This is a genomic window from Streptomyces sp. CRCS-T-1, assembly GCF_024442335.1.
GTDB classification, from domain to species: domain Bacteria; phylum Actinomycetota; class Actinomycetes; order Streptomycetales; family Streptomycetaceae; genus Streptomyces; species Streptomyces koelreuteriae.
Window position 1 is genome coordinate 3,017,383 of sequence record NZ_CP101651.1, and the last position, 18,146, is coordinate 3,035,528.

Below are 18,146 nucleotides of genomic sequence, written 5' to 3' on the forward strand. Positions count from 1 at the left end.
GCGGAGGCCCGGGTGAACGCCACCGCACCGGTCCGCCGGCTCACCGTCCTGTACGACGCCGAGTGCTCCCTGTGCGCGTTCCTGCGCGACTGGCTCCTGCGGCAGCCGCAACTGGTGCCGCTGGAGCTGGTCCCGGCCGCCTCCGAGGAGGCCCGGCGGCGCTTTCCCGGACTCGACCACGGCGCCACCCTCGACGAGATCACCGTCGTCGGCGACGCCGGGCAGGTCTATCTGGGGCCCGCCGCCTGGATCGTCACCCTGTGGGCGCTGCGCGAGCACCGTCCGCTCGCCCACCGGCTCAGCACCCCTTCCGGTGCCCTGCTCGCCAAGGGCGCGGTGCTGGCCGCCGCGAAATGGCGCGGGTCGCAGTGGGGCGGGACGCGGTGGGGCGGCCGGGTGTACCGGCGGGCGGACGGGTGGGCGTACACCCCGGAGGCCGGCTGGACCTACACCGCGCCGGGCTGCGCCGACGGCACCTGCGCCCCTCGGTAGCCGCACCGGTGCTGACGTTAGGCTCTCTTCCCGTGTCCGCGAAGAACGACGGCCCCGACGACGGCGCCACCCCCACGAAGTCCGAACAGACCCGCGCCCTGATCCTGGAGACGGCCATGCGGCTGTTCCAGGAGCGCGGCTACGACAAGACGACGATGCGGGCCATCGCCCAGGAGGCCGGGGTCTCCGTCGGCAACGCGTACTACTACTTCGCGGGCAAGGAGCATCTGATCCAGGGCTTCTACGACCGGATCGCCGCCGAGCACCAGGTGGCGGTCCGGGAGATCCTGGACCGGGAGACCGACCTGGAGACGCGGCTCGCGGGTGTCCTGCGGACCTGGCTGGACATCGCCGCGCCCTACCACGAGTTCGCGGTGCAGTTCTTCAAGAACGCCGCCGACCCGGACAGCCCGCTCAGCCCCTTCTCCCCCGAGTCGGAGCACGCGCGCGTGGAGGCCATCAGCGTCCACAAGGAGGTGCTGGCCGGGGCGACGAAGACGAAGGTGCCCGAGGAACTGCGGGACATCCTTCCCGAGCTGATGTGGCTGTCCCAGATGGGGCTCGTCCTGTACTGGATCTTCGACCGTACGGAGGGGCGGGAGCGCAGCTACCGGCTCGCCGAGCGGGGCGCCCGGCTCACCTCGCGGGGCGTCGCCCTGGCCCGCTTCCGGGTGCTGCGGCCGCTGGTGCGGGAGGTGCACGAGCTGTTCACGGACTTCCTGCCGGGGATGACGCGGGCGATCCCGGACCCGGCGGCGCGCCGCACCGAGTCGTAGGGACCGAGTCGTAGGGCCACGCGGGGCGCCTCAGCGCCTTCATCGCCTTCAGAGCCTTGTGAGGCTCCAGAGGCGGAAGACGCCCGTGCCGTCCGAGAGGTACTGGCCGCCGCCGATGTCCTCGGTGGTGACGACGTACTCCTTCGCCTGCCACAGCGGGAGCACCGGCACGTCCCGCGCGACGGTCTGCTGCACCTCGCGGAAGTCCCGGTCGGCCTCGCCGCGGTCGGCGTAGCGCTGGCTGTCCTTGATGAGCCGGTCCACGGTCTTGCTGCTGTAGCCGGTGTTCATGGCGCTGCCGGTGCCGACGAGCGCGGCGCCGAAGGTGTCCGGGTCGGGGAAGTCGGCGACCCAGCCGACGGCGTACGCGTCGAGCTTGCCGTCCGCCCAGCGCTTCTGGAAGTCGGTCCACTCGTAGCCCTGGAGAGTGACCTTGAACAGTCCGCTCGCCTCCAGCTCCCGTTTGATCTCGGCGCCCTCCTGGGCGCCTGCGCCGCGGCCCTCGGCGTAGCCGTAGCTGATGTGGACCGGCAGGGTGACGCCGGCCTCGGTGAGCAGCCGCCGTGCCTTCTTCGCGTCCTGCTCGGGATAGTCGTCGAAGAAGGAGGCGGTGTGGCCGGTGATGCCTGCCGGGATGAGGGAGTACAGGGGGTCCACGGTGCCGTCGTAGACGGTGGCGGCCAGCCGCTCGCGGTCGATCAGCCAAGCCAGGGCCTGACGGACCTCGGGCTTGTGCAGGGGTTTGCCCGCGCGGGTGTTGAAGTACAGGTTGCGGGTCTCGGAGCCGTCCGCCTCGAAGACGCGCTGGGCCGGGTCGCTCGGGTTCAGGCCGGCGAGGACCTGGGGCGGCAGCTGGCGGGTCGCGACCTCTACCTGTCTGTCCTTCCAGGCAGTGTCGAGGGCGTCGGGGGTGTCGTAGTAGCGGAGCTCCACGGAGCGGTCGGCGCCGCCCTTGACTGCGCCCTGGTAACCGGCGTTGGGGGCGAGGACCGCCTTGGCGTTCTTCGTGTAGGAGGTGAGGGTGTAGGGGCCGGTGCCGTCGACACCGTTGTCGGTGCGCAGCTCGGCGGCCGGGTAGGCGGTGTGGTCGACGATCGAGCCGGCGCCGGTGGCCACCTTGAAGGGGAACGTCGCGTCGGGCGAGGACAGGTGGAAGGTGACGGTCAGCCGGTCGGCGTCGACGGAGCGCAGGGTGTCGAGCAGGGGCGCGGGGCCGACGGGCGACTTGATCCTCAGGATCCGGTCGAAGGAGTACTTCACGTCCTCGGCGGTCATCGTCCGGCCGCTCGGGAAGGCGAGGCCGGAGCGCAGTTCGCAGCGGTACGTCGTCAGGTCGCCGCGGGCGAACGCACAGCTCTTGGCCGCGTCCGGGACGGGGGCGGCGCCGCCCGGCGTGAAGGTGAGCAGCGACTGGAAGACGTTGCTGAACAGCGCCCAGGATCCGGCGTCGTAGGCACCGGCCGGGTCGAGCGAGGTGACGGCGTCCGTCGTGCCGACCGTGATGGTCCTGCCGTCGCTCTTGGACGGCAGGAACTGCCAGGCGCCCACGCCCGCGGCGGCCAGGACGAGCAGCCCCGCGAGTATCCGCATGCGAACCGATCGCATCGGCCTTGCCCTCCCCAGACCCTTCGGGCCCTTGTGCCGGTGCCACACCCCTTCATGGCGGCCTCACCCAATCACAGGCTTTTGCGGCCGGGGAAGGGAGATCTGGCGACTTGGGAAAGAACTTACCGATGGGCCCGATGGGCGTTTCGGTCCGGTTTCACGGCTCCGGCCGGTCCTGGGTGCTGCGTGTCTACCAAGCGTTCCAGAGCCCGTCGTGACGGTGGCGGACCGGAGGGACGTCCGCGTCGTCGAGGTCGTGGCCGGCGTGGTGCAGTCCACGGATCCGCTGCGCCGCGAGCCGCCCCTGGAGCCGGGCCCGGCGTTCGGCCGTGGCGATCTCGGCGGAGAACGAGCCCTTTCTGCAGTGGAGCTCCATCCACGGCCAGGAGGTGATCCGGTGCAGCAGCTTCGCCGGGGCGGGGCGGCGGCCTTCGCGGGTGGCCCGGGCCAGTTCGGCGTGCGCGTAGCGCAGGTCGTACAGGGACATGGACTCCGAAGGGATGTCCTGGATGCGGAGTTGCCTGGGAGTGGTGCGGACGGTTCGGGACATGGGGAGCCTCCGTAGCGTCCTCTGGGCCGGAGTGACGGGTGGTCAGGCCTGCTTCGACGCCAGTTCGATCAGGGTGATGTCCGAGGGGGCGCCGACGCGGGTGGGTGGGCCCCAGGCGCCCGCGCCGCGGGAGACGTAGAGCTGGGTGTCGCCGTAGCGTTCCAGGCCCGCGAGGGTGGGGTTGGCGGCGGAGGCGATGAGGTTGCCGGGCCAGAGCTGGCCGCCGTGGGTGTGGCCGGAGAGCTGGAGGTCGACGCCGTGTTCGACGGCGTCGTGGATCTGCACGGGCTGGTGGGCGAGCAGCACGCACGCGCGTGCGGTGTCCCGGTCGCCGAGTGCCCGGGCGAAGTCGGGGCCCTGGCCCTCCTCCTCGCCGGCGATGTCGTTGACTCCGGCCAGGTCGAAGTACGGGAGTTCCCGGCGGGCGTTCTCCAGGGGGTTGATGCCGAGGCTGCGGACCTCCTCGACCCACTGTTCGGCGCCGGAGAAGTACTCGTGGTTGCCGGTGACGAAGTAGGACCCGTGACGGGCCTTCAGCCCGGCCAGCGGGGCCGCGGCGGGGCCGAGATCCTTGACGCTGCCGTCGACCAGGTCGCCGACGACCGCGATCAGGTCGGGCTGGGTCGCGTTGATCGTGTCGACGACCGTCTGGGCGAAGCCGCGGCCCAGGACCGGGCCGAGGTGCACGTCGCTGACCACCGCGATCCGGAAGCCGTGCGCCGCGCGCGGCAGCTTGGCCAGAGGGACCGTGACCCGCCTGACCTTCGGCCCGCGCAGCACGCCGTACGTCCCGTACCCGACCGTCCCGACGGCGGCGGCCGCGGCGGCTCCGGCGACCACCCGGGAGACGAAAAGACGGCGGGAGGGGCCGGTGGGGGGAGCGGGGGTGGTGTCAGTGGTGCCGGTGAGGGTGAGGGGCTGGGGGGTGGCTTCCGGGGTCTCCGGGGTGTCCGGGGTGGGTTCCGTCCGGGGGTGGGACTCGGTGGCGGAGGCCGTCGCCCCGCCGCGGGAGGCGGCCTGTGCGGCGGCTGCCGCCGCTACGCCGGGTGCGGCGGCGCCGACACCCGTCTGCGGCGGGGCGGTCGCTTCGTCGGAGGTGGCGGGGGTGTGCGGGGTCTGCTCGGTGTTCAGGGGCGCCGCAGGCGACACCGTCGGGGCCGTCCCGGGGTCGGTCCTCGATCTGTCCCGGCATTCCAGGAACCGGCGCAGCAGGGGGCGTACGAGCTCGCCCGCCAGTACCGCCAGCAGGAGGTATATCGACAGGGCCAGCCAGAGGAAGCCCGGCCAGGCGAGGGTCTGCTGGAGCCAGAAGGGGGCGCCGGAGCGTTCGGCGACCAGGGCCGTGATCGCCAGGGCCCAGCCGCCCGCGATCAGGACCGCGCCCGCGCGGCGGGTGAGGCCCGGGCCGCGGGTCGTGTCGCGGAACAGGCGGCGCCACACGTACCAGTTGGCCGTCACGACGACGGCCAGGACCAGCAGGGCGACGAGTACGAAGACGATGGCCACGGTGTCGTGTCTCCCGATTGCCGTTATGACGTCCGGCGCAATGCGCGCAGACCACGCAACCCGATGGCGCCGACGACCGTCCCCAATACGAAGGACACGACGGCGAGCAGCAGGTGCACCCAGAAGTACGCCGTGGGATGACCGTCGTCGAAGGCGAGCCCGCTGCCGTCCTTGACAAGGTTTTTGACGAAAGTGATCCAGATGACCCAGCTCCACACCCCGAAGGCGAGCAGGAACCAGGAGACGGGGCGGCTGAGCTTCATGAGTCCAGTATCGCCAGAGCGTGTCCTGTTCCGTTCCCGGGGTGGGGGTGGAAGCGGGACTTCCCTGCGCACGGCATGTACGTTTCCGACCGTGCCCGCACCGAAGAAGACCGCCAGGCGATCCCTGCTGGTCACCACCGCCGTCCTGTCGTCCCTCGCCCTGGCCTCACCCGCCGCCGTCGCGGCCCCGAAGCCCTCGGGGAGCCCGTCGGCGAGCCCCTCGGCCACTCCCCCGGCGTCGATGTCGACCGTGGGCGGTGCCCGGCTCGGGCGGCCGGGGACGCAGGTGAACCTGGCGAGCGGGGTGCCGGTGCTGCCGAAGGACCTGAGCGCCCGCTCCTGGATCGTCTCCGACGCCGAGACCGGTGACGTGCTCGCGGCGCACAACGCGCACTGGCGGCTGGCCCCGGCGAGCACGCTGAAGATGCTGTTCGCGGACACGCTGCTGCCGAAGTTCCCGAGCACGACCCAGCACAAGGTCCTGCCCTCCGACCTGGCGGGCATCGGCTCGGGCTCCAGCATGGTCGGGATAAAGGAGGACGAGACCTACACCGTCCACGACCTGTGGCTCGGCGTCTTCCTGCGCTCCGGCAACGACGCGGTGCATGTGCTGTCCGCCATGAACAAGGGCGTCGAGAACACCGTCAAGGAGATGAACGCGCACGCCGAGGAGCTGCAGGCCCTCGACACGCATGTCGTCAGCCCGGACGGCTACGACGCGGAGGGGCAGGTGTCGTCGGCGTACGACCTGACGCTGATCGCCCGTTCCGGGCTGCAGAAGAAGGACTTCCGCGAGTACGCCTCGACGGTCAGCGCGAAGTTCCCCGGCGAGACGACGAAGGACAAGAAGGGCAAGACCGTCCGCAAGCCCTTCGAGATCCAGAACACCAACCGGCTGCTGAGCGGTGACGCGGACGTGCCCGTCTACCAGGGCATCGCGGGTGTGAAGAACGGCAACACCACCAACGCGGGTGCCACGTTCACCGGCGTCGCCGAGCGGAACGGCAAGGTGCTGCTGGTGACGGTGATGAACCCGTCGAAGGACGAGCACAACGAGGTCTACAAGGAGACCGCCCGGCTGTTCGACTGGGGGTTCAAGGCGGCCGGGAAGGTGCAGCCGGTGGGCGAGCTGGTGCCGCCGAGGAGCGCCGCGCAGGGCGCCGACCGGCCCGGCTCGAACCCCTCCGGCGAGGCCGGCGGCTCCGGCGACGGCGGCAAGGCCGGAACCGGCTCCAAGCCGGTGGCCAGCGCCTCCACCGCGGACGGCTACAGCGGCATCGGAACCGCGCTCGGCATCACCGGCGGCGTCCTGGTACTGCTCGCGGCCGGCGCCTTCCTGATCAACCGCCGCTGGCCCCTCCCGGACCTGGTCCGCCGCAGGGCCCGTTCGGGCGACGACGGCTGACGCGCGGGAGCCACCACCGCGCTGGGGAGGCACGGCACGACACCGGGGCCGGTCGGGCAGCGTCCGTCAGGACAGCCGCCCCGGCCGCCACCGCATCCGGCACCCCGCCGGCCGCCAGCGGAACCTGGTAGGCCGGCCGACCGGCCCCGGGGGCGCCTGGCTGTCAGGAGCCCACAGCGCGCTGTCGGCGCCCGTGCCGTCAGCCGCCCCCCGCCACCGCCGCGTCCGCTGCCCCGCCCGACCCCTCCGGGCGGCCCTGGCCCTCGGCCGGGACTTCGTCCTGCTTGCTTTGTGTCGCCGTCCAGGACGCGCAGAACAGGACCAGCTTCGAGGTGAAGTTGATCCACAGGAGAAGGGCGACGGGGACACCGAACGCGCCGTACATGCTCTTCGCGGCGACGCCCTGGAGGTAGCCGCTGAGGAGGAGCTTGAGGAGTTCGAAGCCGACCGCGCCGGTCAGCGCGGCGACGACCAGGCGGTGGCGGGTCGGCTCGACGCCGGGCAGCAGGGTCAGGACGTAGAGCAGGAGCAGGAAGTCGGCGAGGACGGCGACCAGGAACGCGGCGACGCGGAGCAGGACCCCGCCCCAGCCGCCCTCGTCGATGCCGAGCTGCCGGATGATCCAGCCGACCATCGCGGAGGCGACGGCGGAGGCGGCGAGGGTGACGAGGATGGCGCCGCCGAGGCCGACCAGGACGCCCGCGTCCTTGGCCTTGCGCAGGGCCGGATTCTCGTCCTCCTCGGGCAGCTCCCACACCGCGCGCAGACACTCGCGCATGGAGCCGGCCCAGCTGATGCCGGTGAAGAACAGCAGCGCGCCCGCGATGAGGCCGATGGCGCCGGCGTTGTCCACCAGGCCGGAGATGTCGAGCTGGTCGGAGATGCCGGGCACCTGCTCGGCGATCGTGTCCTGCAGCTTGTCCTGCTGGTCCTTGCCGAGCGTGGCGGCGGCGATCGCGGCGGCCACGGTCAGCAGCGGGAACAGCGCGACGAAGCTGGTGAAGGTCATCGCGGCGGCCAGCCGCGTCCACGCCACGCGGTCCAGCCGCTCGTACGACCGCCACGCGTGCGTGATCATCAGCCGTGCCATCCACGGCCCGACCACCGGAAGCTTTTTCAGCCAGTCCATGATCCGCTTCTGCCCTCCGCCCGGAACACCCATGTACGGGTACCCCAGAACCGCAGAATCGTGGCCAGGGCCATGCCGACGACCGCTCCGGAGACCGTGTCGGCGCGCTGGGAGGTGAGCCCGAGGCCGTAGTGGCTGACGGTGAGGCAGAGGAGCTGGACGGCGGCCCCGGCGAGGTTCACCGCGCAGAAGACGGCGTACGGCCGCCAGCCCCGGCCCCGTGCCGCCCGGTAGGGGCCGAGGGCGTTGCCCGCGTAGGCGACCGAGCAGGCGGCCACGAAGGACAGGGACTTGGCGGTGAGCGGGTCGAGTGCGGCGGGGCCGCGCAGGCAGGTGAACAGGGCCAGGTCGACGGCGTAGGCGAGGAGACCCACGGCGGCGAAGCCGGTCAGTTCCCGGCGCGAGGGGAAGACCGACCGGATTCGCCACGCGCGCGTGGTCACCAATTGGCCACCGCCAGGCCGTACATCGCCATCCACACCAGTCCGATGAGGGCGAGCGCCCGGTCGCGCAGGACGACGTCCTCGGGTTCCCCGGCCGTGCCGCGGTCGGCGAAGACGGCGTATCGGAGGATGGCGAGGATGAAGGCGACCATGGACAGCTGCCGCCAGGGCAGCACGCTGGTGTGCGGGACGCCGCCCTCCTCCATGGCCCACAGGCAGTAGCCGAGGACGGCGACCCCGGCGGCGAGCTGCCAGACGAAGCGGAGGTAGCCGGCGGTGTACTCGGTGAGCAACGCGCGCGTGGCACCCGCCTTCCCTGCCATCTGCACGGCCTCGGAGTAGCGCTTGGCCGACACCATGAACAGCGCGCCGAAGCCGGTGGTGATCAGGAACCAGCGCGACAGCGGGATGCCGAGGGCGAGTCCGCCGATCATCGCCCGCATCAGGAAGCCCGTCGTGACGACGGCGAGGTCGACGACGAGGACGTGCTTGAGGCTGACGCAGTAGGCCAGTTGCATGCCGAGGTAGGCGGCCAGCAGGGCGGCGACGGCCGGGGAGCAGAGCCAGGACGCGGCGGCGGGCGCGAGGACGGCCAGGACGCCGCCGACGGCGTAGGCGACGGGTACGGGGACCTGCCCGGCGGCGACCGGGCGGTGCCGCTTGGTGGGGTGGGCACGGTCGGCCTCGGCGTCGCGGGCGTCGTTGACGAGGTAGACGGCGGCGGCGCAGGCGGTGAAGAGGGTGAAGACCAGGGCGAGTTGCACGAGAGCGTGCCGGGAGAAGAGCTCCCCGGCCGCCGCGGGGGCGGCGACCACGAGGATGTTCTTGATCCACTGCCGGGGGCGCGCGGTCCTGAGGAGACCGGCCAGGAGACCGCCCCCGCGGGGTGGCGCGGGCCGTTTCTCGCCCCCGCGCTGCCGCAGTACGGCCGTCTCGGCCATGGCGGGCGCCTCAGTCATGTCGGGCGCCTCCCTGCACCCAGCGGGCGCCGAGCCGGGCCGTGAGCGCGCCCAGGGCGGCGCCGGCCGCGACGTCCGAGGGGTAGTGGACGCCGGCCACCAGCCGCGAGACGCACACGGCGGCGGCCAGCGGCGGGACCCCGCGCACTCCGAGGGCGCCGAAGGCGACGGCGGCTGCCGTGGCGGAGGCGGCGTGCGAACTGGGGAAGGAGTGCCGGCCGGCGGTGCGCACCAGGGGCTCGACATGCGCGGGGCGCGGTCGGCGCACGACCCGTTTCACGCCCATGCTGACGAGATGCGCCCCGGCGGTCAGCGCGGTGCCGCGCAGCCAGGCGCCGCGCCGCCCGCGGTCCACGGCGGCTCCGGCGAGCCCCGCCGCCAGCCACAGCGCCGCGTGCTCCCCCGCCCACGACAGGGCGCGCGCGGCGCCCGCCACGCGCGGGTCGGTGCCGCACGCCCTGAGCGCCGAAACGATCCGGTGGTCCATGCCGTGCAGGTCGTCGAGGTCGTCCATGTGGACTCACTGTTCATGCCCATGCGGCCCGAACTCCGGCAATATTGAGCGACATCCCATTAATCACCCATTTCGGGGAGGGATGCCATGTTCCCTAACTAATCACCCACAAGAGGGCGATACGGTCACGAACATGTCTGCCGACACCGATTCCGACCCGGACGTCCTGGGCCCGGACCACACCACCGTCACCGGCTGGGGCCGCACCGCTCCCACCGCGGGCTGGCTGATCCGCCCGAGGACGTACGAGGAGGCGGCGGCGGCCGTACGGGAGTGCGGGGCCCGGGGCGGGATCCCCCGGGGCCTGGGACGGGCGTACGGGGACGCGGCGCAGAACGCGGGCGGGTCCGTGCTCGACATGACGGGCCTGGACCGCGTCCACGCGATCGACGCCACCGGCGGCACGGTGCTGTGCGACGCGGGCGTCTCCCTGCACCGGCTGATGCAGGTGCTGCTGCCGCTCGGCTGGTTCGTGCCGGTCACCCCCGGCACGCGCTATGTCACCGTCGGCGGGGCGATCGGCGCCGACATCCACGGCAAGAACCACCATGTCTCGGGCTCGTTCGCGCGGCACGTGCTGTCCTTCGAACTGCTCACCGCCGACGGCGAGATCCGCACGGTGATCCCCGGCACGCCCCTGTTCGACGCCACCGCGGGCGGCATGGGACTGACCGGCGTGATCCTCACCGCGACGCTCCGCCTCCAGCCGGTCGAGACCTCGCTGATGTCGGTCGACACCGAACGGGCGGCGGACCTCGACGATCTGATGGCCCGGCTGGCGGCCACCGACCACCGCTACCGCTACTCGGTCGCCTGGATCGATCTGCTGGCCCGGGGCGCCGCCACCGGCCGGGCGGTCCTCACCCGCGGCGACCACGCGCCCCTGGACGCGCTGCCCGCCCGGCTGCGCACGGACCCGCTGGCCTTCCGCACCGCCCGTCTCCCGGCCGCCCCGGCCGTCGTCCCCGAGGGTCTGCTCAGCCGGACCACCGTGGGCCTCTTCAACGAGCTCTGGTACCGCAAGTCCCCCCGGGCGCGGATCGGCCGGCTCCAGCGCATCTCCGCGTTCTTCCACCCCCTGGACGGGGTGCCCCACTGGAACCGGGTCTACGGCCGCGGCGGCTTCGTGCAGTACCAGTTCGTCGTCGGCCACGGCCGGGAGGACGCGCTGCGCCGCATCGTCCGCCGTATCGCGGAGCGCCGCTGCCCGTCCTTCCTGGCCGTCCTCAAGCGCTTCGGGGAGTCCGACCCGGGCTGGCTGTCCTTCCCCCTGCCGGGCTGGACGCTGGCGCTGGACATCCCGGCGGGGCTGCCCGGCCTCGGGGCGTTCCTCGACGAACTCGACGAGGAGGTCGCCGCCGCGGACGGGCGCGTCTACCTCGCCAAGGACGCCCGGCTGCGTCCGGAGCTGCTCGCGGCCATGTACCCGCGCCTGGACGACTTCCGCGCACTGCGCGCCGAACTGGACCCGCACGGGGTGTTCGTGTCCGACCTGGCCCGCCGCCTCCACCTCTAGGCATTTAGGAGCTGTCATGAAGGACGCCTTCGGTCTCCCCCAGTCCCTGCTCGTCCTCGGCGGTACGTCGGAGATCGCGCTGGCGACGGCCCGCCGGCTGGTCGCCCGCCGCACCCGCACGGTCTGGCTCGCGGGCCGCCCCTCGGCCGCCCTGGAGGAGGCCGCCGGACGGCTGCGCGGGCTCGGGGCCGATGTGCACACCATCGCCTTCGACGCGCTCGACCCCGGCTCCCACGAGGCCGTGCTCGGCAAGGTCTTCGCCGAGGGCGACATCGACATGGTGCTGCTCGCCTTCGGGCTGCTCGGCGACCAGGCCCGTGACGAGCGGGAGCCGGAGGCGGCGGTGCGGGTCGCGCAGACCAACTACACCGGCGCGGTCTCCGCGAGCCTGGTGTGCGCCCGCGCCCTCCAGGCCCAGGGTCACGGCTCCCTGGTCGTCATGTCCTCCGTCGCGGGCGAGCGGGCCCGCCGCGCGAACTTCATCTACGGCTCCAGCAAGGCCGGCCTCGACGCCTTCGCACAGGGCCTGGGCGACGCGCTGCACGGCACGGGCGTGCACGTCATGGTCGTACGCCCCGGCTTCGTCCGTACGCGGATGACCGCCGGCCTGCCCGACGCGCCCCTGGCGACCACGCCCGAGGCGGTCGCGACGGCCGTGGAGCTGGGTCTGCGCCGCCGCTCGGAGACGGTGTGGGTACCGGGCGCCCTGCGCGTGGTGATGGCGGCCCTGCGTCATCTGCCGCGCGGGGTGTTCCGGCGGCTGCCGATCTGACGCGGCGGCCGGTCCGGTGTGGGGCCGTCGGTCCGGCGCGGGCGCCGATCTGACGCCGGGTCAGCGGGTGGGGATCGAGCCGCGTTCCGCCGGGCCGGCCTGGGTCGGGACGACCGCGCCGCCGAAGGGGAACTCGCGGAGCTTGCGCCAGACGGCGTCGGCGCCCTGCTCGTAGAGGGCGAAGCCGGTGCAGGGCCACTCGGCCTCGTAGCCGGAGAGTTCCTCGAAGGCGCGGTCCATCGCCGCCTCGTCGATGCCGTGCGCCACCGTGACGTGCGGGTGGTACGGGAACTGCAGTTCGCGCGGGACCGGTCCGGAGGGGTCGCGGACCTGCTGCTGGAGCCCCGTGCAGGCCTCCGCGCCCGAGACGACCTGGACGAAGACGACCGGCGACACGGGCCGGAACGTGCCCGTGCCGGACAGCCGCATGGGGAACGGCCGGCCGGCCGCGGCGACCTCGGTCAGATGCGCCTCGACGGCCGCCAGGGCGTCCTCGTCGATCTCCGTCGGCGGCAGCAGGGTGACGTGCGTGGGGATGCCGTGAGCCGAGGCGTCGCCGAAGCCCGCGCGCAGCTGCTGGAGCTCGCTGCCGTGAGGCTCCGGGACCGCGATCGAAACACCGATCGTTACGGTCCCCACGTCGTCTCCTGTCGTTCAGTTGGCGGGTCGCTGATACGACCACCCGGTTATCGACTGTACGGCCACGGGCGGGTTACGGGCAGGCGCAACCGGAGTGATGTACAGCGCTGTCGGGTGGTACGGCTGTGCGCGGGGGCGGGTTCAGTGCTTGGCGGGCAGGAAACCGACCTTGTCGTACGCCTGGGAAAGCGTTTCCGCGGCGACCGCGCGCGCCTTCTCGGCGCCCTTGGCGAGGATCGAGTCGAGCGTCTCGGGGTCGTCCAGGTACTGCTGGGTGCGCTCCCGGAACGGCGTCACGAAATCGACCATGACCTCCGCGAGGTCCGTCTTGAGCGCGCCGTAGCCCTTGCCCTCGTACTTCTGCTCCAGCTCGGCGATGGTCTCGCCGGTGAGCGTCGAGTAGATGCCGAGGAGGTTGCTGACGCCGGGCTTCTCGGCCGCGTCGAAGCGGATGACGGTGTCGGTGTCCGTGACCGCGCTCTTGACCTTCTTCGCGGTGGCCTTCGGCTCGTCGAGGAGGTTGATGAGGCCCTTCGGCGTGGACGCCGACTTGCTCATCTTGATCGACGGGTCCTGAAGATCGTAGATCTTCGCCGTCTCCTTGAGGATGTACGGCTTCGGCACGGTGAAGGTCGGGCCGAACCGGCCGTTGAAGCGCTCGGCGAGGTCGCGGGTGAGCTCGATGTGCTGGCGCTGGTCCTCGCCGACCGGGACCTCGTGGGCCTGGTAGAGCAGGATGTCCGCGACCTGGAGGATCGGGTACGTGAACAGGCCGACGGAGGCGCGCTCGGCGCCCTGCTTGGCGGACTTGTCCTTGAACTGGGTCATCCGGCCGGCCTCGCCGAAGCCGGTGAGGCAGTTCATGATCCAGGCGAGCTGGGCGTGCTCGGGGACGTGGCTCTGGACGAAGAGCGTGCAGCGGTCCGGGTCGAGACCGGCGGCGAGGAGCTGGGCGGCGGCCAGACGCGTGTTCGCGCGCAGGTCCTTCGGGTCCTGCGGGATGGTGATCGCGTGCAGGTCGACGACCATGTAGAACGCGTCGTGGCTCTCCTGGAGGGCCACCCACTGGCGGACGGCGCCGAGGTAGTTGCCGAGGTGGAACGAGCCGGCGGTGGGCTGGATACCGGAGAGCACGCGGGGACGGTCAGAGGCCATGTTCTTTATTGTCTCAGAGGGGTGTGGGTGGTTTCGGCGGGTGGGGAACCGCGCGCCCGTTGTGGCTGGTCGCGCCCCGCGGCGGAGCCGCAAATCAATGCGGCCCCGCGCCACTGAGGCGCTGCCCCTGAGGGCGTTTGTCAGCCGAGGTCGATCTCGGGGTACAGCGGGAAGCCCGCGACCAGGTCCGTCGCCCTCTGGGAGATCTCGTCGGCGATCTTCGCGTCCAGGACGTGCTGGGCCTTGGAGGGGGCGCCCGACTTGGTCGTGCCCGCTTCCGTGCTGGTGAGGACGCGGTCGATCAGGCCCGCGACCTCGTCCATCTCCGCCGTGCCGAGGCCGCGCGTGGTCAGGGCCGGGGTGCCGATGCGGATGCCGGACGTGTACCAGGCGCCGTTCGGGTCGGAGGGGATCGCGTTGCGGTTGGTGACGATGCCCGAGTCGAGCAGGGCGGCCTCGGCCTGGCGGCCGGTGAGGCCGTAGGAGGAAGCGACGTCGATCAGGTTCAGGTGGTTGTCCGTGCCGCCCGTGACCAGCGTGGCACCGCGGCGCATCAGGCCCTCGGCGAGAGCGCGGGAGTTGTCGACGATGCGCTGGGCGTAGTCGCGGAAGGAGTCCTGGCGGGCCTCCGCGAGGGCGACGGCCTTGGCGGCCATCACGTGCGGGAGCGGGCCGCCGAGGACCATCGGGCAGCCGCGGTCGACCTGGTCCTTGAGCGAGTCGTCGCACAGGACCATGCCGCCGCGCGGGCCGCGCAGCGACTTGTGCGTGGTCGTCGTCACGATCTGCGCGTGCGGGACCGGGTCGAAGTCGCCGGTCAGGACCTTGCCCGCGACCAGGCCGGCGAAGTGCGCCATGTCGACCATGAGGGTCGCGCCGACCTCGTCGGCGATCTCGCGCATGATCCGGAAGTTCACCAGGCGGGGGTAGGCCGAGTAGCCCGCGACGATGATCAGCGGCTTGAACTCGCGGGCGGTGGCGCGCACGGCCTCGTAGTCCAGCAGGCCCGTGGCCGGGTCCGTGCCGTAGGCGCGCTGGTCGAACATCTTGCCGGAGATGTTGGGGCGGAAGCCGTGGGTGAGGTGGCCGCCGGCGTCCAGGGACATGCCCAGCATGCGCTGGTTGCCGAAGGCCTGGCGCAGCTCGGCCCAGTCGGCGTCCGTGAGGTCGTTGATCTGGCGGACGCCGGTCTTCTCCAGGAAGGGCACCTCGACGCGGGCGCCGAGGACGGCCCAGAAGGCGACGAGGTTGGCGTCGATGCCGGAGTGCGGCTGGACGTAGGCGTGGCGGGCGCCGAAGAGCTCCTTGGCGTGCTCGGCGGCCAGCGACTCGACGGTGTCGACGTTGCGGCAGCCGGCGTAGAAGCGGCGGCCGATGGTGCCCTCGGCGTACTTGTCGCTGAACCAGTTGCCCATGGTCAGGAGCGTGGCCGGGGAGGCGTAGTTCTCGGAGGCGATCAGCTTGAGCATCTCGCGCTGGTCGGCGACCTCCTGGCCGATGGCGTCCGCTACGCGGGGTTCGACGGTGCGGATGACGTCGAGGGCGGCGCGGTAGGCGGTGGAAGCGGGGGAGAGTTGCTCGGGCATGGGGGACCTCCGGACGTTGCGTTCAGCGTTCACGGTACGGCCCAGGCGCACGGCTCTTGTCGTTCGGGCCGCTCCCCGATGGTTTGTCCATCCCAGCGCGCCAGTCACGGCCCGCGGGCAGCCTACCGGACGGTGTGTGCGGGTTTCGTTGTGGCTGGTCGCGCAGTTCCCCGCGCCCCTTAGAAGCAGGTCGCTAAAGGATCACGTGGGGCAGGAAGCGGGCGTACTCGTCTGTGATCAAGCCCGAGGACTCTCTGATTCCCAGGCCCGCCGACTCGTTCTCCACCATCCAGGCGCCCAGGACCACCCTGTTGCCGTCGAAGTCCGGGAGGGGGGCGAGCTGCTGGTAGACGCAAGGCTCGTCGCGGACGAAGGGGTCGGAGCCCGGGGGGTGGATCGTGACGCCCGCGCCCTCTCGGCCGAGGAGGGGCTTGGCGACCCAGCCCTGGGCGGGGAGGTCGCGGGGGCCGTCCAGGTGGGCCGGGAGGAGGTTGGGGTGGTCGGGGTAGAGCTCCCAGAGGATGGCGAGCAGGGCCTTGTTGCTGAGGAGCATCTTCCAGGCCGGTTCGATCCACAGGGTGGAGCCCGTGCCGCCGCCGTTGTCGAGGGTGTCCAGGACATGGCCGGCGAAGCGGTCGGTGGTGAGCCACTCCCAGGGGTAGAGCTTGAAGGCGCTGCGGATGAAGCGCAGGCGCTGGTCGACGAAGCGGCCGGAGAGGCGGTCCCAGCCGATCTCCTCCATGGAGATCCAGTCGGTCTCCAGGCCCGCCTGCTCGGCCGTCTCCTTGAGGTAGGCGACCGTCATCATGTCCTCGCCGAGCTCGTCGGCGGAGGAGTACGCGAAGTACAGGGGGCTGCCGGGCGGTAGGAGGCCGGCCTGCTTCTTCCAGGCGTCGATCAGGCGCTCGTGGAGGGAGTTCCACTGGTCGGCGCCGGGGAAGCGCTCCTCCATCCAGAACCACTGGGGTGACGCGGCCTCCACCAGCGAGGTGGGGGTGTCGGCGTTGTACTCCAGGAGCTTGGCCGGGCCGGTTCCGTCGTAGCGGAGGTCGAAACGGCCGTAGAGGGAGGGGAGTTCGGCGCGGCGGTGCCAGGACTCGGCGACCGCCTCGGCGACGCGGGGGTCGGTGATGCCCAGGTCGGCGAAACGGTCCTCGGTGACGATGTGGGCGGCCGCCGCCAGGCACATGCGGTGGAGTTCCTCGACGACCTCTTCCAGGGCCTCGATCTCCGGCAGGGTGAAGACGTAGTACGCGCTCTCGTCCCAGTAGGGGCGCAGGGAGTCGTCGGGGTAGCGGGTCAGGGGGTAGATCAGGCCCTGTTCCTCGACGGTCTGCTGCCAGCCGGGGCGGGGCTCCATCGTGTGGCGTTCCATCGGCGCGGGCCCGGTCAGCCGCCGCCGCTGCCGGAGCCCGAGCAGCCGAAGCCGCCCCGGTCGACGGCCTCGCTGCGGCTGAAGGTGCCGTCGTCGGCCCAGCCGGCGTTGACGTCGGCGTCGTAGTACCAGTCGGCGTCCGTGGTCCTGGCCTTGCCGGTCTTCTTGCCGCCCTTGCCCTTGCCGTAGGAGGAGCCGGACGAGGAGGACGAGGCGCAGTTCTTGTCGGCGACGATCTTGTAACCGTTGATGTAGTCGTAGCTGTCCCGGTCCACACAGCGGCGGTCCGGGTCGGAGCCGCAGGCCGACAGGGCCGCCGCGAGGACACCCATGCCGCCCAGCACCACCGTGCTGGAGCGCAGTCGCCGTCGTGTTTCGGCCATGTTCGTCTCTCCCCCGTGTTCTCCGTGTCGTGTACGGCGTCGGGTACCGCTTCGGTACCGCGCCGTGTACTGCCGAGCGGTCAGCCTAGAGAGGGGTGAGAGCGGGCGCGCATGCCCCCCTGCCCGCGCCCCCTCCCCTACTGTCGTTTTGTGATCTTTGGAATGCTGTGCGCCCTTGGTGCCGCCGTCTGCTTCGGTACGGCGACGGTGTTGCAGGCGATGGCCGCGCGGTCGGTCGCGGCGACCGGCCCGGTCGGGGACGTGGCGCTGCTGTGGCGGGCGCTGCGGCAGTGGCGGTATCTGGTGGGGCTCGCGCTGGACGGGCTCGGCTTCCTGCTCCAGATCATCGCGCTGCGGTCGGTGCCGATCTACGCCGTGGGGGCGGCGCTGGCCGCGAGCCTCGCGGTGACGGCGGTGGTCGCGGCGCGGCTGCTCAAGGTGCGGCTGAGCCGGATGGAATGGGCCGCGGTGGGGGTGGTGTGCGCCGGGCTCGCGCTGCTGGGTCTTGCGTCCGGGGCGGAGGGCGACGAGTCCGGGCCGGGCTGGCTGAAGTGGGCGATGCTCGGGGCGGCGGCCGGGGTGCTGCTGCTCGGGGCGGTGGGCGGACGGCTGCCGGAGCGGGGGCGGGCGCTCGCGCTCGGTCTGGGGGCCGGCTGCGGGTTCGGGGTGGTGGAGGTGGCGGTCCGGCTCATCGACGGGCTGTCGCCCGGGGAACTCTTCACGAACCCGGCGGCGTACGCGCTGGTGCTCGGGGGCGGGGCCGCGTTCCTGCTGCTGACCTCGGCCCTGCAGCGCGGCTCTGTGACCACGGCGACCGCGGGGCTGGTCCTCGGGGAGACGGTCGCGCCCGCGCTGATCGGCGTGATCTGGCTCGGGGACCGTACGCGGGAGGGGCTGGGCTGGCTGGCGGTGCTCGGTTTCGCGGTGGCGGTGGCCGGGGCGCTGGCGCTGTCGCGGTTCGGGGAGGCGCCGGTGGAGGCCGAGGGCGGGGCGGCCGGGGAGGCCGGGGAGGACGCGGTCGCGCCGAAGTGAGCTGGGCTTTCGCGCAGGGTGCGCACCTGCCGTAAGGCCTCACGAT

General features: G+C 72.1%; 19 protein-coding genes and 1 riboswitch. Of the genes, 6 read left to right on the forward strand and 13 right to left on the reverse strand.

Going from position 1 to position 18,146, the window contains the following annotated elements; genetic code table 11:
- Window positions 1-12: 12 nt before the first annotated feature.
- Window positions 13-492, forward strand: coding sequence for a thiol-disulfide oxidoreductase DCC family protein (locus tag NNW99_RS13300; RefSeq protein ID WP_215119184.1), 480 nt, complete (start codon window positions 13-15; stop codon window positions 490-492).
- Between the two features lie 32 nt (window positions 493-524).
- Window positions 525-1,268 carry a TetR/AcrR family transcriptional regulator gene (locus NNW99_RS13305; RefSeq protein ID WP_215119186.1) on the forward strand — a complete coding sequence of 248 codons (744 nt, stop codon included), beginning with the start codon at window positions 525-527 and terminating at the stop codon, window positions 1,266-1,268.
- Between the two features lie 48 nt (window positions 1,269-1,316).
- Here NNW99_RS13305 and NNW99_RS13310 read toward each other — a convergent pair whose 3' ends face one another.
- The 4 genes from NNW99_RS13310 to NNW99_RS13325 all read right to left on the reverse strand — a co-directional run bounded on the left by NNW99_RS13310 (window position 1,317) and on the right by NNW99_RS13325 (window position 5,192).
- The gene (locus NNW99_RS13310) at window positions 1,317-2,873 is read right to left on the reverse strand and encodes an ABC transporter substrate-binding protein (protein WP_215119187.1); all 1,557 of its coding nucleotides are present in this window, start codon (window positions 2,871-2,873) and stop codon (window positions 1,317-1,319) included.
- A 190-nt stretch (window positions 2,874-3,063) separates the two neighbouring features.
- Window positions 3,064-3,423, reverse strand: coding sequence for a hypothetical protein (locus tag NNW99_RS13315; RefSeq protein ID WP_215119188.1), 360 nt, complete (start codon window positions 3,421-3,423; stop codon window positions 3,064-3,066).
- A gap of 42 nt (window positions 3,424-3,465) precedes the next feature.
- The gene (locus NNW99_RS13320) at window positions 3,466-4,929 is read right to left on the reverse strand and encodes a metallophosphoesterase (protein WP_215119190.1); all 1,464 of its coding nucleotides are present in this window, start codon (window positions 4,927-4,929) and stop codon (window positions 3,466-3,468) included.
- Between the two features lie 23 nt (window positions 4,930-4,952).
- A complete protein-coding gene (locus NNW99_RS13325) occupies window positions 4,953-5,192 on the reverse strand; it encodes an SCO4848 family membrane protein (RefSeq protein ID WP_184591218.1) in 240 nt (79 codons plus the stop codon).
- 91 nt (window positions 5,193-5,283) lie between these two features.
- Here NNW99_RS13325 and NNW99_RS13330 point away from each other — a divergent pair, with 91 nt between their 5' ends.
- The gene (locus tag NNW99_RS13330) at window positions 5,284-6,597 is read left to right on the forward strand and encodes a D-alanyl-D-alanine carboxypeptidase family protein (RefSeq protein ID WP_370869135.1); all 1,314 of its coding nucleotides are present in this window, start codon (window positions 5,284-5,286) and stop codon (window positions 6,595-6,597) included.
- Between the two features lie 199 nt (window positions 6,598-6,796).
- Here the strand turns inward: NNW99_RS13330 and NNW99_RS13335 are convergent, their stop codons facing one another.
- Genes NNW99_RS13335 through NNW99_RS13350 form a run of 4 tightly spaced genes read right to left on the reverse strand, consistent with a single transcriptional unit; the run spans window position 6,797 to window position 9,642 of the window.
- Complete coding sequence (locus NNW99_RS13335; RefSeq protein ID WP_215119193.1) at window positions 6,797-7,726, reverse strand: YihY/virulence factor BrkB family protein; 930 nt, start codon at window positions 7,724-7,726, stop codon at window positions 6,797-6,799.
- A complete protein-coding gene (locus tag NNW99_RS13340; protein WP_251057777.1) occupies window positions 7,714-8,169 on the reverse strand; it encodes a GtrA family protein in 456 nt (151 codons plus the stop codon). Before NNW99_RS13340 ends, NNW99_RS13335 begins: the two co-directional genes overlap by 13 nt.
- Window positions 8,166-9,110 carry a decaprenyl-phosphate phosphoribosyltransferase gene (locus NNW99_RS13345; protein WP_215124257.1) on the reverse strand — a complete coding sequence of 315 codons (945 nt, stop codon included), beginning with the start codon at window positions 9,108-9,110 and terminating at the stop codon, window positions 8,166-8,168. The genes NNW99_RS13340 and NNW99_RS13345 overlap by 4 nt, the downstream gene beginning before the upstream one ends.
- 10 nt (window positions 9,111-9,120) lie before the next feature.
- A complete protein-coding gene (locus NNW99_RS13350; RefSeq protein ID WP_215119195.1) occupies window positions 9,121-9,642 on the reverse strand; it encodes a phosphatase PAP2 family protein in 522 nt (173 codons plus the stop codon).
- 133 nt (window positions 9,643-9,775) lie between these two features.
- Here NNW99_RS13350 and NNW99_RS13355 point away from each other — a divergent pair, with 133 nt between their 5' ends.
- Both NNW99_RS13355 and NNW99_RS13360 read left to right on the forward strand, forming a co-directional pair.
- Window positions 9,776-11,158 carry an FAD-binding oxidoreductase gene (locus NNW99_RS13355; protein WP_215119197.1) on the forward strand — a complete coding sequence of 461 codons (1,383 nt, stop codon included), beginning with the start codon at window positions 9,776-9,778 and terminating at the stop codon, window positions 11,156-11,158.
- Window positions 11,159-11,174: 16 nt separating this feature from the next.
- Complete coding sequence (locus tag NNW99_RS13360) at window positions 11,175-11,930, forward strand: decaprenylphospho-beta-D-erythro-pentofuranosid-2-ulose 2-reductase (RefSeq protein ID WP_215119199.1); 756 nt, start codon at window positions 11,175-11,177, stop codon at window positions 11,928-11,930.
- A gap of 60 nt (window positions 11,931-11,990) precedes the next feature.
- Here the strand turns inward: NNW99_RS13360 and NNW99_RS13365 are convergent, their stop codons facing one another.
- The 5 genes from NNW99_RS13365 to NNW99_RS13385 form a co-directional block, all read right to left on the reverse strand.
- Window positions 11,991-12,569 (reverse strand): 2'-5' RNA ligase family protein, encoded by a 579-nt coding sequence (locus NNW99_RS13365; RefSeq protein ID WP_215119200.1) that lies wholly within the window; start codon window positions 12,567-12,569, stop codon window positions 11,991-11,993.
- Between the two features lie 141 nt (window positions 12,570-12,710).
- Complete coding sequence (gene trpS, locus NNW99_RS13370) at window positions 12,711-13,724, reverse strand: tryptophan--tRNA ligase (protein WP_215119202.1); 1,014 nt, start codon at window positions 13,722-13,724, stop codon at window positions 12,711-12,713.
- A 140-nt stretch (window positions 13,725-13,864) separates the two neighbouring features.
- Window positions 13,865-15,361 (reverse strand): glycine hydroxymethyltransferase, encoded by a 1,497-nt coding sequence (locus tag NNW99_RS13375; protein ID WP_215119203.1) that lies wholly within the window; start codon window positions 15,359-15,361, stop codon window positions 13,865-13,867.
- Window positions 15,343-15,428: riboswitch (ZMP/ZTP riboswitch) on the reverse strand. Its footprint overlaps the gene before it by 19 nt.
- 75 nt (window positions 15,429-15,503) lie before the next feature.
- A complete protein-coding gene (locus NNW99_RS13380) occupies window positions 15,504-16,685 on the reverse strand; it encodes a glutathionylspermidine synthase family protein (protein WP_215119205.1) in 1,182 nt (393 codons plus the stop codon).
- A gap of 14 nt (window positions 16,686-16,699) precedes the next feature.
- Window positions 16,700-17,068, reverse strand: coding sequence for a hypothetical protein (locus NNW99_RS13385; protein ID WP_215119207.1), 369 nt, complete (start codon window positions 17,066-17,068; stop codon window positions 16,700-16,702).
- A 162-nt stretch (window positions 17,069-17,230) separates the two neighbouring features.
- Between NNW99_RS13385 and NNW99_RS13390 the strand changes: the two genes are divergently transcribed.
- Entirely contained in the window at window positions 17,231-18,100 is an 870-nt protein-coding gene (locus NNW99_RS13390) for a DMT family transporter (RefSeq protein ID WP_215124258.1), read from the forward strand.
- Window positions 18,101-18,146: the final 46 nt, after the last annotated feature.

What these genes read in the sequence shown, in the direction of transcription:
- NNW99_RS13310 (WP_215119187.1), bottom strand. Translation starts at nt 2,873, where the DNA reads ATGCGATCGGTTCGCATGCGGATACTCGCGGGGCTGCTCGTCCTGGCC.
- NNW99_RS13315 (WP_215119188.1), bottom strand. Translation starts at nt 3,423, where the DNA reads ATGTCCCGAACCGTCCGCACCACTCCCAGGCAACTCCGCATCCAGGAC.
- NNW99_RS13325 (WP_184591218.1), bottom strand. Translation starts at nt 5,192, where the DNA reads ATGAAGCTCAGCCGCCCCGTCTCCTGGTTCCTGCTCGCCTTCGGGGTG.
- NNW99_RS13335 (WP_215119193.1), bottom strand. Translation starts at nt 7,726, where the DNA reads ATGGACTGGCTGAAAAAGCTTCCGGTGGTCGGGCCGTGGATGGCACGG.
- NNW99_RS13345 (WP_215124257.1), bottom strand. Translation starts at nt 9,110, where the DNA reads ATGGCCGAGACGGCCGTACTGCGGCAGCGCGGGGGCGAGAAACGGCCC.
- NNW99_RS13350 (WP_215119195.1), bottom strand. Translation starts at nt 9,642, where the DNA reads ATGGACGACCTCGACGACCTGCACGGCATGGACCACCGGATCGTTTCG.
- NNW99_RS13355 (WP_215119197.1), top strand. Translation starts at nt 9,776, where the DNA reads ATGTCTGCCGACACCGATTCCGACCCGGACGTCCTGGGCCCGGACCAC.
- NNW99_RS13360 (WP_215119199.1), top strand. Translation starts at nt 11,175, where the DNA reads ATGAAGGACGCCTTCGGTCTCCCCCAGTCCCTGCTCGTCCTCGGCGGT.
- trpS (WP_215119202.1), bottom strand. Translation starts at nt 13,724, where the DNA reads ATGGCCTCTGACCGTCCCCGCGTGCTCTCCGGTATCCAGCCCACCGCC.
- NNW99_RS13380 (WP_215119205.1), bottom strand. Translation starts at nt 16,685, where the DNA reads ATGGAACGCCACACGATGGAGCCCCGCCCCGGCTGGCAGCAGACCGTC.
- NNW99_RS13385 (WP_215119207.1), bottom strand. Translation starts at nt 17,068, where the DNA reads ATGGCCGAAACACGACGGCGACTGCGCTCCAGCACGGTGGTGCTGGGC.
- NNW99_RS13390 (WP_215124258.1), top strand. Translation starts at nt 17,231, where the DNA reads ATGCTGTGCGCCCTTGGTGCCGCCGTCTGCTTCGGTACGGCGACGGTG.